This is a genomic window from Micromonospora sp. WMMB482, from assembly GCF_019038635.1.
Lineage (GTDB): Bacteria > Actinomycetota > Actinomycetes > Mycobacteriales > Micromonosporaceae > Micromonospora > Micromonospora marina.
Genome location: NZ_JAHOPD010000020.1, coordinates 6,306,052 through 6,319,338, shown reverse-complemented (window position 1 = coordinate 6,319,338; position 13,287 = coordinate 6,306,052). Strand labels below are relative to the sequence as shown.

15 protein-coding genes are annotated in these 13,287 nt (G+C 71.9%); 12 read left to right on the top strand and 3 right to left on the bottom strand.

Annotated elements, in window-relative coordinates; genetic code table 11:
* Nucleotides 1-39: 39 nt before the first annotated feature.
* From rpmB to KSK32_RS30540, 12 genes are all read left to right on the top strand, one after another.
* Nucleotides 40-276 (top strand): 50S ribosomal protein L28, encoded by a 237-nt coding sequence (gene rpmB / locus KSK32_RS30595; RefSeq protein ID WP_216935083.1) that lies wholly within the window; start codon nt 40-42, stop codon nt 274-276.
* Complete coding sequence (gene rpmG, locus KSK32_RS30590) at nt 276-443, top strand: 50S ribosomal protein L33 (RefSeq protein WP_018783846.1); 168 nt, start codon at nt 276-278, stop codon at nt 441-443. Before rpmB ends, rpmG begins: the two co-directional genes overlap by 1 nt.
* On the top strand, nt 443-748 hold the full coding sequence (gene rpsN, locus KSK32_RS30585; RefSeq protein WP_216935076.1) for a 30S ribosomal protein S14: 306 nt from the start codon (nt 443-445) through the stop codon (nt 746-748). Before rpmG ends, rpsN begins: the two co-directional genes overlap by 1 nt.
* 109 nt (nt 749-857) lie before the next feature.
* A complete protein-coding gene (locus KSK32_RS30580) occupies nt 858-2,330 on the top strand; it encodes a choice-of-anchor M domain-containing protein (protein ID WP_216935074.1) in 1,473 nt (490 codons plus the stop codon).
* 132 nt (nt 2,331-2,462) lie between these two features.
* Nucleotides 2,463-3,623 (top strand): WxL protein peptidoglycan domain-containing protein, encoded by a 1,161-nt coding sequence (locus KSK32_RS30575; protein WP_216935071.1) that lies wholly within the window; start codon nt 2,463-2,465, stop codon nt 3,621-3,623.
* A 41-nt stretch (nt 3,624-3,664) separates the two neighbouring features.
* Nucleotides 3,665-5,239, top strand: coding sequence for a TIGR03773 family transporter-associated surface protein (locus KSK32_RS30570; protein WP_216935069.1), 1,575 nt, complete (start codon nt 3,665-3,667; stop codon nt 5,237-5,239).
* 71 nt (nt 5,240-5,310) lie between these two features.
* The gene (locus tag KSK32_RS30565; protein WP_216936441.1) at nt 5,311-6,831 is read left to right on the top strand and encodes an anchored repeat ABC transporter, substrate-binding protein; all 1,521 of its coding nucleotides are present in this window, start codon (nt 5,311-5,313) and stop codon (nt 6,829-6,831) included.
* Nucleotides 6,831-7,823 (top strand): choice-of-anchor M domain-containing protein, encoded by a 993-nt coding sequence (locus tag KSK32_RS30560; protein WP_216935067.1) that lies wholly within the window; start codon nt 6,831-6,833, stop codon nt 7,821-7,823. Before KSK32_RS30565 ends, KSK32_RS30560 begins: the two co-directional genes overlap by 1 nt.
* A 26-nt stretch (nt 7,824-7,849) precedes the next feature.
* Complete coding sequence (locus KSK32_RS30555; RefSeq protein ID WP_374226757.1) at nt 7,850-8,563, top strand: anchored repeat-type ABC transporter ATP-binding subunit; 714 nt, start codon at nt 7,850-7,852, stop codon at nt 8,561-8,563.
* Nucleotides 8,563-9,468: an anchored repeat-type ABC transporter permease subunit gene (locus KSK32_RS30550; RefSeq protein WP_216935063.1), complete on the top strand. Its 906-nt coding sequence runs from the start codon at nt 8,563-8,565 to the stop codon at nt 9,466-9,468. The genes KSK32_RS30555 and KSK32_RS30550 overlap by 1 nt, the downstream gene beginning before the upstream one ends.
* A gap of 36 nt (nt 9,469-9,504) precedes the next feature.
* Nucleotides 9,505-10,161, top strand: coding sequence for a choice-of-anchor M domain-containing protein (locus tag KSK32_RS30545; RefSeq protein WP_216935061.1), 657 nt, complete (start codon nt 9,505-9,507; stop codon nt 10,159-10,161).
* Nucleotides 10,158-10,811 carry a choice-of-anchor M domain-containing protein gene (locus KSK32_RS30540; RefSeq protein WP_216935060.1) on the top strand — a complete coding sequence of 218 codons (654 nt, stop codon included), beginning with the start codon at nt 10,158-10,160 and terminating at the stop codon, nt 10,809-10,811. Before KSK32_RS30545 ends, KSK32_RS30540 begins: the two co-directional genes overlap by 4 nt.
* 132 nt (nt 10,812-10,943) lie before the next feature.
* Here the strand turns inward: KSK32_RS30540 and KSK32_RS34300 are convergent, their stop codons facing one another.
* The 3 genes from KSK32_RS34300 to KSK32_RS30525 form a co-directional block, all read right to left on the bottom strand.
* A complete protein-coding gene (locus tag KSK32_RS34300; protein ID WP_216935058.1) occupies nt 10,944-11,270 on the bottom strand; it encodes a helix-turn-helix transcriptional regulator in 327 nt (108 codons plus the stop codon).
* 144 nt (nt 11,271-11,414) lie between these two features.
* Nucleotides 11,415-12,137, bottom strand: coding sequence for a TIGR03943 family protein (locus tag KSK32_RS30530; protein ID WP_216935056.1), 723 nt, complete (start codon nt 12,135-12,137; stop codon nt 11,415-11,417).
* Nucleotides 12,134-13,117: a permease gene (locus tag KSK32_RS30525; protein ID WP_216935054.1), complete on the bottom strand. Its 984-nt coding sequence runs from the start codon at nt 13,115-13,117 to the stop codon at nt 12,134-12,136. Before KSK32_RS30525 ends, KSK32_RS30530 begins: the two co-directional genes overlap by 4 nt.
* Nucleotides 13,118-13,287: the final 170 nt, after the last annotated feature.

Here is a 13,287-nt window from a genome sequence, read left to right as displayed (position 1 = left end):
TTGTCGTTACCGTTCGATCGAACCAAGAGGAGTTGAGTCGTGTCCCGACGCTGTGACGTCACCGGGGCGGAGCCGAGCTTCGGCAACGCCGTTTCCCATTCGCACCGGCGCACCCGTCGCCGGTGGAACCCGAACCTGCAGAGCCACCGCTACTGGCTGCCGTCGGAGGGCCGCTGGGTGCGGCTGACCTTGACCGCCAAGGCGCTGAAGACGGTGGACCGCAAGGGCATCGAGAAGGTCGTCGCCGAGATGCGCGCCCGGGGAGTGAAGCTCTGATGGCCAAGCAGACCGACGTCCGTCCGATCGTGCGGCTGCGCAGCACCGCCGGTACCGGCTACACGTACGTCACCCGCAAGAACCGCCGCAACGACCCGGACCGTCTGGTGCTGCGCAAGTACGACCCGGTCGTGCGCCGGCACGTCGAGTTCCGCGAGGCCCGCTGATGGCGAAGAAGAGCCTGAGCAACCGTCAGGCCCGCCGGGAGGACCTGGTCGCCCGGCATGCCGACCGCCGGGCGGAGCTGAAGCGGCTGATCGCCCACCCGGACACCGACCCGGTCGTACGCGCTGACGCGGTCCGCTCGCTCGGCCGGCTCCCGCGCGACTCCAGCCCGGTCCGGCTGCGCTCCCGGGACCAGATCGACGGCCGTCCGCGAGGCGTGTTGACCCGCTTCGGGCTGTCCCGGGTCCGGTTCCGGGAGTTGGCCCTGCGTGGCGAGCTGCCAGGGGTCCGCAAGGCGTCCTGGTGACGGTCGCCGTCACCGGTCTGGTGCGGGCCACCGCCCCGCGCCGGCTGCCGCCCGCACCGGGCGACGTGTACCACCGCGCGCGCACGCGCGCGGCGTGGAAAGGGGAGGTATGAATGCGACATTGAGGGCTCGCGGTTTCGCGGCCCTGCTCGCCGGGGCGGTGGTGGTCACCGGCACGGCACTGGCGCCCACCGCCGCTTCGGCAGCCGAGAAGGTGGTGCTGTCCAAGGGCCACACCGACGCGGTCGACGTGCACTACGAAGGTGGTGCGCTGTCGTTGAAGGTGCACGACGACACGGTCAGCCCGTCGGTGACGCGGAATCCGGCGGACGTCACGTTCCAGGCGTTGCCGGAGTCGGCCATGACCGTGCCGGCCGATCCGCGGTTCGCGTTTCTCGGTCCGGCCGGATCGCAGGTGTGGTTGCTGCCGATGACGCAGGACCCGGATCTGCTCTGGCCGGGCTGGAACACCACGACGCTCGACTCCGGCGTGTTCGAGGGCGACAAGGTGCGCCTGAGCCTGGTCGACGTGGAGGGCCCCGGCGACGTCACGCTGTTCACCCAGGACTCGTTCGGCGGACCGATCATCAAGTTCCGGTCCGACGACGGGCTGCCGGACGCGATCGACGTGCCGGTGCACACTCACGCGCACTCGAACTGGGCGTTCAGCGCGCTGGGCAACTACACGCTGAAGTTCCAGGCCGACGCGACGCTGACCAACGGCACCACGGTCAGCACCGGGGCGGTCGACTACTCGTTCGTCGTCGGCGAGCTGCCCGGCGATGGGCCGGATGTCAGCCTGTCGGTCAGCGGGATGGCGGACGAGTACCAGCCCAACGACACGGTCACGCTCACCGCGGTGCAGACGCCGCAGACCGAGCTGGACCACTACCACTGGTTCAGCAAGTGTCCGGACGCGGCCGACTGGAGCATCATCTCGGGCGAGGCGGGCGCGAGTTACTCGTTCACCGCGACCCGGGAGCTGAACGCCTGCGAGTACGTGGCCAAGCTCTACGACGACGACCACGAGGTCGTGGCGACCAGCGAGCCGGTGACCCTGTGGGTGGCGTTCCCGCCCCAGGAGCCGGGCGCCTCGCAGACGATCACCGCGTCGATCGCCGAGACGCAGGGCTCGCTGGTGATCAGCGTCAACCCCGACGACCGGGCCGTGGTGCTGCCGCCCGCGCAGCTCAACGCCGCCGGTGACCGGTGGGAGAGCAACGGTGAGCTGCGGCCGGTCACGGTGACCGACACCCGCGCCGGCCAGCCGGGGTGGAGCGCCTCCGGACAGATCCCGGCGGACTTCGCAGGCCCGGACGGGGCGACGTTCAGCGCCGGCTACCTCGGCTGGACCCCGCGTGTCCTGGCCCAGGCCGACGGGCAGGGCGTGGTGCCCGGCCCGGTGGTGGCGCCGTACGTCGTCGGAGCCGGCGGCGGTCTCGGCAACAGTGCGGTGCTGGGCTCGGCGCCGGACGGCGCCGGACGGGGTACCGCACAGCTCGGCGCGGACCTGCGGCTGAGTCTGCCCACCGAGACGGCGGCAGGGACCTACACCGCAACCCTGACCCTCACCGCCATCTGATCGCACCAACCCGTCCGGTGGCCGGGCCGTGAGCCCGGCCACCGGACGACCGCGCGGGGTGGGTGCGTCGTTGCCGCGACCCGCCCACCCCGCACCTCCCCTCGCACCTCCAGGAATGGACCCGTCCCCGTAATGCGCCTGCTCGCCACCATCGCCGTCGGGATCGGCCTGCTCGGTGTGGTCCCCGCACCACCTGCCTCCGCGCTGGCCGCACCCGCCCCCTCCAGCCCGCCGGCAACGCAACGGACGTCGCCGTCGCCGGCACCGTCGCCCGCCGCCGCGACCTGGGGCGTGGCTCCGTCGACCGCGCGTGGACCGAACGGCCGGCCGGCGTTCAGCTACAAGCTCGACCCGGGCGCCATCCTGACCGACTACGTCGGCGTCACGAACCACTCCAGCCGCCCGCTCACCCTGAACCTCTACGCCAGCGACGCGGTCACCACCACGCGGGGCGGGTTCGACCTGCTGGCCGCCGGTCAGAAGCCCACCGACGTTGGCTCCTGGGTCCGCCTCCCGCGCCGCACGGTGACCATCCCGTCGGCGTCCCGCCTGGACGTGCCGTTCACGCTCACCGTGCCGCGCAACGCCACCCCGGGAGACCACGCCGGAGGGATCGTCGCCTCGCTGACCGACGTGGGGAGCGACGCGCGGGGCAACCGGGTCGCCGTCGACCACCGGGTCGGTGCGCGCATCTACCTGCGGGTGACCGGTGAGCTGCAGCCGACGCTCACCATCCAGGATCTCCGGGTGCGGCACACCGGGTCGCTCAATCCGCTGACCGGTGGCACGGTCACCGCCACGTTCACCGTCCGCAACACCGGCAACGTACGGCTCGCCGGACAGCCCGTGCTCGGCGTGGCCGGGCCGTTCGGCCAGGCCCGGCGGTCCGTGACCGGTGCGGCCCTGCCGGAGATCCTGCCCGGCGGCGAGCTGACCACCACCGTACGCATGCTAGGTGTCCCGCCGCTGTTCCGGCTCACCGCGGACGCGACCGTCACACCGGTCGCCGTCGGCGACCAGGTCCTCGATCCACCACCGCGGGCCAGCACGGCCCGGACCGCCGTCTGGGCCGTGCCCTGGCCGCAGCTGGCCCTGCTCGCCCTGCTCGCCCTCGCCGGGTGGGCGCTGATCGCGACCCGGCGCCGCCGGGCGGCCCAGCACGCACGGGCGGTGGCCGCCGCCCGGGAGGAGGGCCGCGCGGAGGCCGGCCAGGCCCTGGACGCCGACCGTCCGGGCCCGGGCCACGACAACCGGCAACCTGCCATCGACCGCACGGGGAAGGACGAAACGTGAATCGGCTACGCCTGGGGGAGCGACCAATGAGGATGAGAAGCATGCGTGCCGGCGCCGCGAGCCTGGCTGCCGTCGTGCTGGCGCTGGCTCCCGCGGCAACGCCTGCCTACGCCGAACCGGCCACCGTCACCTCCGCCGGCGCCGACCTGGTCTCCGTCGGTCTCGACGGTGACACGATGTCGCTGCGCTTCCGCGGTGACGCGCGGGCGGCCGGGCACGACCCGGCCGAGGTGGTGCTTGGCCCGGACGGCGGGCTGGCCGGCCGGGTGCCGGACGAACCGGCCTTCGCCTTCCTCGGACGGGCGGGCCACCCGGTGTGGGCACTGTCCGCGGGTGACACCGGCTTTCCCGCCCTGGACACCACCGGGGTACGCCCCGGGGCCGTCGCCGACGGCCGGGTGACCCTCGCGCTGCGCTCGGTCGACGGGCCGGGAACGTTCACCGCCTACACCCTGTCCGGCCTGGGCGCGGCGACCCCGCTGTTCGGCAACGGTCCGGGCGTACCGGACTCGACGCGGCTGCCCGCCGGCACGCGTACCGGTGGCGTGGTCTGGGCCTTCGACGCCGCCGGTGAATACCGGCTCACGCTGACCGCGTCGGCCGTCCTGCTTTCGGGCGGGACGGCACGGGCCGAGGCGACGTACCGGGTGAAGGTGCCGACGATCGCCCCGGCCGGCCAGTCGACGCCCGCGCCGCTGGAGCCGGCCGTGCAGCCGAACGCGCGGGCCCTCGCCGCGCCGAAGGCGGCCGCCGCCGCGCCGAAGCCCGCCGCCGCCGCGCCGAAGCCCGCCGCCGCCGCGCCGAAGCCCGCCGCCGCGCCGCGGGCGGCGGCCGCCCCCGCCACGGGCCGTCAGGTGATCAGTGACGGGCACGTCGACATGGGCCCGCAGCTCAACGGCGACTCCTGGACCATCCGGATCAAGGACGACCGCAGCAGTCCTCCGGTCTGGCGGGAGACCGCCGACGTGGTCCTGCACGCCAAGGACAAGGCGAGGATCACGGTGCCCGCCGGCGCCGACTTCCTCGGCAAGCAGGGCGACACGGTGTGGCTGCTCCCGCAGACCCAGCAGGCGGGTCTCGTCTGGCCGGGGTGGAACACCCAGCACGAATCCGTCGTGTCGGGTGTCAAGGGCAACGTCACCTGGACGCTGAAGGGAGTCAACGGCCCCGGCCGGTTCGCTCTCTTCCTGACCGGCTCGTTCGGCAGCGAGAACGTGCTGTTCGACACCACCAAGCCGTTCCCGCAGAAGCTGGACATCCCGCTCAACACCCACACGCACGGCAACTGGGCGTTCGGCAAGCCCGGTCTGTACCGCCTGGCGGTGCAGATGAGCGGCACCACCAAGGCGGGCAAGGCGGTCAGCGACACGAAGACGCTCACGGTCGCCGTCGGCGACAGCACCGACCCGAACACCGGGTTCGGCTCTGGCGCCGGAACCGGCTCCGGAGGCGGTGGGAACGGCGACGGAGGCGCGGACCCGGGAGACGGCGGTCCGCTTCCGCGCACCGGCGCGGGCTGGGTGTTGCCGGCGGTGGCGGTCGGCGTCCTCCTGGTAGTGATCGGCGCTCTGCTGATGCTGCTGGCCCGTCGGCGCGCCGCGCTCCGGACCCGGTGACGGCGGTGCCGAGCACGGCAGGCCACCGCGGCGGCACGCGGTGGCTCGCCGTGCTGCCGCTGCTGGCCGCGATGCTCGCCGGGGGCTGCCGGTCGGACGTGGCGCTCAGCGCGCACGACCAGCGGATCCAGGTGTTGACGACCACCGGGATCCTGCGGGACCTGGCGCGCAACGTCGGCGGCGACCGGGTCGCGGTCACCTCGCTCGTGCCCGACGGCGCCGACCCGCACAGCTACGAGCCGTCGCTGCGGGACATCCGCGACGTCGTCTACGCCGACGTGGCGTTCAGCAACTACCTGCTCCTGGAGGAACAGGCCGTCATCAAGGCACTGGACGCGAACCTGCGCGACGGCGTGCCGAACATCTCGCTGGCCGAGGGAGCGGTGAAGTACGCGGCGGAGATCATCCCGCTGGTCGAGGACGTCTCGCTGGACACCATCTGGCTGGGCATGCGGGTGCGCGGCACCGGTGCGGGGCAGGGAGCGGACCGGTCCTCGGAGGTGCTGGTCAGCGCGACCGCCGTGGACGGGCCGGGGCGGATGTTCGCGTACCTCACCGAGTCGTTCGGCAATCCGTCGTTCTCCGTCGACTCGAGCGACGGGTTCGACCCCGCCAACGGCTACCGGGACGACACCGCGACGCTGCCGCCGGACGCGCACACCCACATGAGCTGGGCGTTCACCGAGCCGGGCATCTACCGGCTGACGATGCGGGCGCGGCTGGCCGTCGACCCGCAGACGGCGCCGGTTCCGATGGGCGAGCAGACGTTCACCTTCGCCGTCGGAGTCGACCCGCACTCGGTGCCGGGCATGTCGGAGGTGCTCAGCGGCGGCCACGCCGACGCCACAGTCGATCTCGACCAGCGCCGGCTCTACCTGCTCGCCGACCCGGAGGGCGGCGGCGAGGCGACCCAACGGGTGTACGACCCGGCGCGCACCGTGATCGAGGTACCGAACAAGGCGCTGCTGGAGGTCCCCGGGGACCGGCGGTTCCGGTTCCTCGGCCGGCCCGGGACCCAGGTCCACCAGCTGCCACAGGCGGTTCTCGGCAAGCACGTGCACGGTGAGATCGACCCGCACCTGTGGCAGAACGTCCGCAACGCGATGGCCTACACCCAGCTCATCCGGGACACGCTGATCAGCGTCGACCCCGAGGGGGCGGCGACCTACCGGGCGAACGCCGCGGCCTACCTCCGGCAACTGGAGGCGCTCGACACGTACGTGCGGGACACCATCGCGCAGATCCCGCCGTCCCGGCGTCACCTCGTCACCACGCACGACGCGTTCGCCTACCTGGGCCAGGCGTACGGGGTGCGGATCTCCGGGTTCGTCACCCCCAACCCGGCCGCCGAGCCGAGCCTCGCCGACCGCCGCCGGCTCACCGAGACGATCCGCAACCTGCGCATACCCGCTGTCTTTCTGGAGCCGAACCTGGCGGCCCGGTCCGCCACGCTGACCGAGGTGGCCCGCGAGGAGAACCTGCGGGTGTGCCCGATCTACGGCGACGCGTTCGACGGCGACGTCACCACCTACGCGCAGATGATGCGGTTCAACGCCGAATCGCTGCGCGACTGCCTGACCAAGGACACGTGATGGAGGAACCAGTGACGCCAGGACGGGCGCGCCGCCGCACCCGCGCGACCACAGTCATCCTGCGAGGGGCGCTCGCGGCGTCGCTCGTGCTGGCGACGGCACCCACCCCGGCGCGGGCCGCCGAGCCGGCGCCGGACCTCAGCCAGTCGATCGCGGCCGACCAGCCCCTCGCCACCGGGCGGACCACGCTCACCACCGGGCACATCGACATCGGGCCTCGCTACGTCGGCAACCGGTGGATGCTGCTGATCCACGACGGCACCCAGGCGCGACCGGTGTGGCGGAACCCCGACGAGACCCTGCTCCGGGTGTCCGACGCCGCGCTGCAGACAGTGCCGGACGACCCGGCGTACGCCTTCCTCGGCATCGAGGCCGGAAAGCGGGCGTACGTGGTGCCGCAGGTCCAGGATCGCAACGTCATCTGGCTGGGGTGGAACACCCAGGATCCCCGGGTGATGCAGACCGTCGACCGGGGTGCCACCCTGACCCTGCTCGGTGTGCGTGGCCCGGGGACGCTCACGACCTATCTCCAGTCGGGCAACTTCGCGGCGCCGCAGCCGCTCTGGCGATCCGCCGAGCCGAAGGCCCAACCCTTCTGGGTGGAGGTCAACACCCACACCCACGCCAACTGGGTCTTCTCCGCCCCGGGTGTGTACCTGCTGGCGGTGCAGGTGTCGGCCGACCTTGTCGACGGGAAGAAGGTGTCGGCGACCGGCACGCTGCGTTTCGCGGTGGGCGACGCCACCAGCGCCGACGACGCCTTCGCCGCCGAGGCGGACACGCCCGTACCCGCCGGTCAGGAGCAGCCCGCCGAGGACCCGGCCGGAGCCGGCGATCGGGCCGGCGGCTCGCCGACGCTGCTGATCGCGGCGCTGGCCGGGACGGCGGTCGCGCTCGCTGCCGGCCTGGTCGTCCTGTTGCTGCGCGGACGTGGCGCCCGACGGCGGGCCGAGCGGGAACGCGTCGTCGCCTCGCCGGAGGGCCGGCGGTGAGAGCACTGGAGATCGAAGGGCTGGACGTGGATCTCGGCGGCCGGCCGGTCCTGCGGGACGTCACACTGCACCTGGATCGCGGCGAACTGGTGGGACTGCTCGGGCCCAACGGCGCCGGCAAGACCACCCTGCTGCGTGCCGTCCTGGCCCTGATCCGCACCCGCGGCGGCCGGGTGCTGGTGGAGGGTGAACCGACCCGCCCCGGACGGTCGGGGATCGGGTACGTCCCCCAGCGTCACGAGTTCAACTGGGACTTCCCGATCTCGGTGGAACAGGCGGTGATGAGCGGGCGCACCGGACGGATCGGTCCGCTCCGCCGTCCCGGTGTGGCCGACTGGCGTGCGGTCGGCGACGCGCTCGACCGGGTGCAGCTCACCGGCCTGCGCCGCCGGCCCGCCGGTGAACTGTCCGGTGGGCAACGCCAACGCGTCCTGGTCGCGCGGGCGCTCGCGCTCGCGCCGAGCATCCTGCTGCTCGACGAGCCGTTCACCGGACTCGACATGCCTACCCAGGAACTGTTGGGCGAGCTGTTCACCAGCCTGGCCCGGGAGGATCACGCGGTGCTGATGACCACCCACGATCTGGTCGCCGCGGTGGACTCCTGCACCCGGCTGATCCTGCTCAACGGGCGGGTCGTCGCCGACGGTCGACCTGCGGACCTCCAAGAACCCGCGCTGTGGACGGAGACCTTCGGTGTGAGCGCGACCTCTCCACTGCTGAAGCTCGTGCGGGCGGCCTGATGTCGATCACCGATTTCCTCACCGACCTGCTCAACCCGGACCTCGCGTTCCTGCCCAAGGCACTGGCGATCGCGGTGATGTCCAGCATCGTCTGCGGCGTCGTCGGCTGCTATGTGGTGCTGCGCGGGATGGCCTTCATCGGCGACGCCGTGGCCCACGCGGTCTTTCCCGGCATCGCTGTCGCCTTCGTGCTGCAGGGCAGCCTGGTGCTCGGTGGCGCCGTCGCCGGCGTCGCCACCGCGCTGCTGATCGCGATCTTCTCGCAGAACCGGCGCGTCAAGGAGGACTCGTTGATCGGCGTCTTCCTGGTCGCCGCGTTCGCTCTCGGCATCGTGATCATCTCGCAGGCGCCCGGCTACGCCGGATCGTTGCAGCAGTTCCTGTTCGGCTCGATCACCGGCATCCCGGACCGGGACCTGTACGTCGTCGGCGGCACGGGTCTGGTCATCCTCGGCCTGGTGCTGGCGCTGCACAAGGAGTTCGTCGCGGTCTGCCTGGACCGGGAGATGTCGCGCTCCATGGGGCTTCCGGTCTTCTGGCTCGACATCGCGCTCTACGTCCTGGTGACGCTGGCCGTGGTGATCTCCCTGCAGACCATCGGCAACATCCTCGTCCTGGCGCTGCTGATCACCCCCGCCGCGGCGGCCCGCCTGCTCACCGATCGGCTCGCCGTGATGATGCTGCTCGCTCCGCTGATCGGCGGCTCGTCGGCGCTGGTCGGGCTGTACCTGTCCTGGAGCTACGACACGCCGGTCGGCGGCACCATCGTCCTGGTCGCCACCGCGGTCTTCCTCACCGCATGGCTGTTCGCCCCGCGACACGGCCTGGTGACCAGGGGCCGCCGATCAGTCGGGCGCGACACCTTTCCTCATCAAACTAAAACGACTATCATTTCCAATAACTGATGGTCCACCGAGGACCGTCGTGAGAGGAGTTTCTACGTGCGTAGCACCGTGCGTCACCTGCTGGCGTCGGGTGTCCTGGGCGTAGCGCTGGTCGCGACGGCACTGCCCGCGCAGGCCGCCACCGCGTCGGTCGTGACGTTCAAGGCCGGCCACCTCGACGTCGTCGACGTCGCCTACGAGGACGGCTCGCTGGAGATCGGCGTCCACGACGAGGACAACGACATCGAGTACGGCGCCGACGAGGTCAAGCTGGTCGTCAAGCGCCAGGCCAAGGTCACCGTTCCCGCCGACCCCGCCTTCGCGTTCCTCGGCACGCCGGGCGTGTCCAAGGTCTGGATCCTGCCGGAGATCCAGAACGAGAATCTGATCTGGCCGGGCATCGCCGCCGAGGATATCGAGGCCGGCGTTTTCACCGGCGATTCGCTGACGCTCTCCGTCCGGTCGGTCACCGGCCCGGGCCAGCTCGCCATCTACACCGAGAACGCCGTAGGCCAGCCGAGCATCCTGGCCGACAGTGGCGACGGCCTTCCCGACGCCCTGCCCCTGGCCGCAGGGGACCACACGCACGCCAACTGGGCGTTCGACAAGGCCGGCACCTACTGCGTGACCGTCCGGGCCACCGGCACCCTGGCCGCCACCGGCCAGCAGGTCACCTCCGCACCCGCCACGCTGCGTTTCGTCGTGAAGGCGTGAGCGCGATGCGCATCCGCAACCGTCTTCTCGGCGGTCTGGTCCTGACCGCCGCACTGCTCGCCGGCACCACCACGCCCGTCGCCGCCGCGCCGCTCGTGCTCACCAGCGGCCACGTCGACGTCATCGACGTCGACTACGCCGCCGGCGCGCTCACCGTCGCCGTCCTGGACGGCACCGGCCCCACCGACGTCGAGCGCAACCCCGCCGACGTGCTCTTCCGGGTGCCGAACACGGCCAAGGTCAGCGTGCCGGGCGGCTCGGCCTGGGCCTTCCTCGGCACCGGCGGCCAGGCCTGGGTGCTGCCGCAGTCCAACACGGCCGGGCTGCTCTGGGCCGGCTGGAACACCACCGAGGTGCCCACCGGCGTCTTTCAGAACAACCGCGTCACCTTCAAGCTCACCGGTGTGTCCGGGCCGGCGGGCTTCAGCATCTACACCGTCTCCGGTGGCGCCCCGAGCGTGCTGTTCGACAGCGGCAACGGACTGCCGGACAGCCTGAACGTCAACCGCAACACTCACGCCCATGCCAACTGGGGCTTCGACGCCGCCGGCACCTACGCTGTCACCTTCGAGGTGACCGGCAAGCTCGCCGCCACCGGCAGCACCATCACCTCGGGCCCGAAGACGTTCACGTTCGAGGTGCTGCCCTGACGCGCCTGATGTCCGTCCACTGTTCGGCGGTTCCCTGCGGTAGGGACGCCGCCGAACAGTGATCCCGGCCGGCGCGGAGCCCCGCCCACCTGGCTCCGCGCCGGCCGCCGGCAGAACTCGGCACGCCGGCGTTCACCGGCGTTGGGCGCGTGCAGCCGCATCGCCGCCGTCAGGGGCAGGGCAGAACCTCAGTACCTCCAGCACGAGAGCGACGCCCGGTACGCTGGTGAGTCCGTAGTACATGCGGCCGCCGCCGCGGTAACGGCGCACGAGGTGGGCGTTGCGGAGCAGCCGCAACTGATGCGACACGTAGGGCATGGGAACGTCCAGCTTGGCGCTCAGCTCCGTGACGCAGGCATCACCCTCCATGAGGTGCCGCAGGATCCGAAGGCGTGTCGGGTGGGCGATGGTGCGCAGGAGCTCACTGATCTCCTCGACGCTGCCGGTCTCGGGGGTCACGACACCGCCGGAACGGGGTGGCGCGGAACTCTGCGCATGCTCGACCGCTCCTTGCGCTCCTCGAAGTAAGCGCAACGGTAGTCATGTGCAATAGCGTCGTCTAGCTGTCAGATGCTGATATCAGCACTCGTGCAACCGTCGCGGCTACTCGTACGGCTCGGCGGGCGCGGGGATCTTCTCCCAGGTCTCCACGTGGAAGTAGGGGAGGTCGGCGTCGTTGACGGGATCCTTGGCGGTGTGCGGGATCCACCGGCCGGTGGCGCGTATCCAGGTGTTCGACGGCCCTTCGGGCACGTCGCCGCGCAGGCCGACCTTGACGGGGATCCCGTCGGCGGCACAGCAGGACAGCATGATGCGGGCGAGCATGGGCTCACCGTCCGGACCGGGGGCGAGGAACCCGGTCAGCTGGATGCGCCGGCCCTGCAGCGTGCGGCCGTGGTCGTAGACGGCTCGGTACCCGTACTCGAGAAGGGACAACTCGGCCGGGTCGCCGGGCGGCAGGGGCGGGAAGGCGATGTCCCGGTCGTCGGTCAGGGCGGAACCGGCGCGGGCAACGGTGTCGGCGCCGAGCGCCGGCGGCACGACGAAGAGCAGCGCGAGCGCCGGAAGCAGCAGCAGCCAACCGACGGCGGGACCGGAACGGCCGTGGCCGTGGCCGTCGTCGTCCGGCTGACCCTCGGGCCGGTTCAGATGACGCACCTCCTGCACGAGCGCCACCAGCGCGGTGATGACCAGCAGCAGACCGGCGGCGATGAGGAACGGACGCAGTCCCTGCTTGACGTAGCGCAGGTAGAGGTCGGTGAGGCTGGCGCGCAGGATCGCGCCGCCGAGGAAGACCAGTACCACCGCCTGCGTTCCGCGACTCACCAGATCACCGTCCCGACTCCGGCCGCGACGAGCACGGCGAGGGCGAAGGTGGCCGGGGCGAACCGGACGGCGAACCGCCTACCGAAGATGCCGGCCTGCATGGATATCAGCTTGAGGTCGACCATCGGACCGACCACGAGGAAGGCCAGCCGGGCGGTCAGGGAGAACTGGGACAGCGAGGCGGCGACGAACGCGTCGGCCTCGGAGCAGATGGACAGCAGCACCGCGAGGGCGGCGAGGGCGAGGACCGACAGCACCGGCCGGGCCGCGAGATCGTGCAGGAACTGCTGCGGTACGACCACGTTGATCGTCGCCGCCGCCATGGCGCCGACGACCAGGAATCCGCCCGCGTGGACCACGTCGTGCCGGCAGGCCGTCCAGAACGCGGCCATCCGGGGTAGCCCGTCGAGGTGGGCACGATGCGGCAGGCGGATCAGATCGGCGCGGCCCAGCCGCAGCCACAGCCAGCCCATCAGCAGCGCGACCAGGAGGCTGGCGCCGCCGCGGGCGGCGACCATCTCCGGGTTGCGGGGAAACGCGACGGCGGTGGCGGTGAGCACGATCGGATTGATCGCCGGCGCGGCGAGCAGGAACGCCAGCGCGGCGGCGGGGGTGACACCGCGACGGATCAGCGACCCCGCGATCGGCACCGACCCGCACTCGCAGCCGGGCAGCACCACTCCGGCCATGCCCGCCACCGGAACCGCGAGCGCGGGATGGCGGGGCAGGGCCCGCGCCCAGAACGAGCGGGGCACGAACACCGCGATGACGGCGGAGAGCACCACGCCGAAGACGAGGAACGGCACCGCCTGCACCATCACCGACACGAAGACGGTCAGCCAGGTCTGCAGCCGCGGATCGGTGACCAGGGCCGCGATCTGCCGGTGCAGCACGCCGACGAGAATGAGCAGGAAGCACAGCACCTCGGTCGAGCCGACCCACCGCTCGTGGCCGGGCGTCGCCGGTTCGGCGGCCGGCACGGTGGGAGCCTGCGGTTCGGGCCGCGCAGGCGCGGCGGGATCGGTCGTGCTCAGACGGATCACCTTCCAGCTTCGACGGCCGTATCTTACAGTGATCGGCCGATCACATTGCGCCCATGGTGCGGCGATGCCCGCCCCCGGCGGCGCCGAGGGCGGGCATCGCCCGTGCC

Excerpts from the sequence above, each read along its gene's own strand:
- rpsN (WP_216935076.1), top strand. The coding sequence starts at position 443 with ATGGCGAAGAAGAGCCTGAGCAACCGTCAGGCCCGCCGGGAGGACCTG.
- KSK32_RS30570 (WP_216935069.1), top strand. The coding sequence starts at position 3,665 with ATGCGTGCCGGCGCCGCGAGCCTGGCTGCCGTCGTGCTGGCGCTGGCT.
- KSK32_RS30565 (WP_216936441.1), top strand. The coding sequence starts at position 5,311 with ATGCTCGCCGGGGGCTGCCGGTCGGACGTGGCGCTCAGCGCGCACGAC.
- KSK32_RS30580 (WP_216935074.1), top strand. The coding sequence starts at position 858 with ATGAATGCGACATTGAGGGCTCGCGGTTTCGCGGCCCTGCTCGCCGGG.
- KSK32_RS30550 (WP_216935063.1), top strand. The coding sequence starts at position 8,563 with ATGTCGATCACCGATTTCCTCACCGACCTGCTCAACCCGGACCTCGCG.
- KSK32_RS30575 (WP_216935071.1), top strand. The coding sequence starts at position 2,463 with ATGCGCCTGCTCGCCACCATCGCCGTCGGGATCGGCCTGCTCGGTGTG.
- rpmG (WP_018783846.1), top strand. The coding sequence starts at position 276 with ATGGCCAAGCAGACCGACGTCCGTCCGATCGTGCGGCTGCGCAGCACC.
- KSK32_RS30560 (WP_216935067.1), top strand. The coding sequence starts at position 6,831 with ATGGAGGAACCAGTGACGCCAGGACGGGCGCGCCGCCGCACCCGCGCG.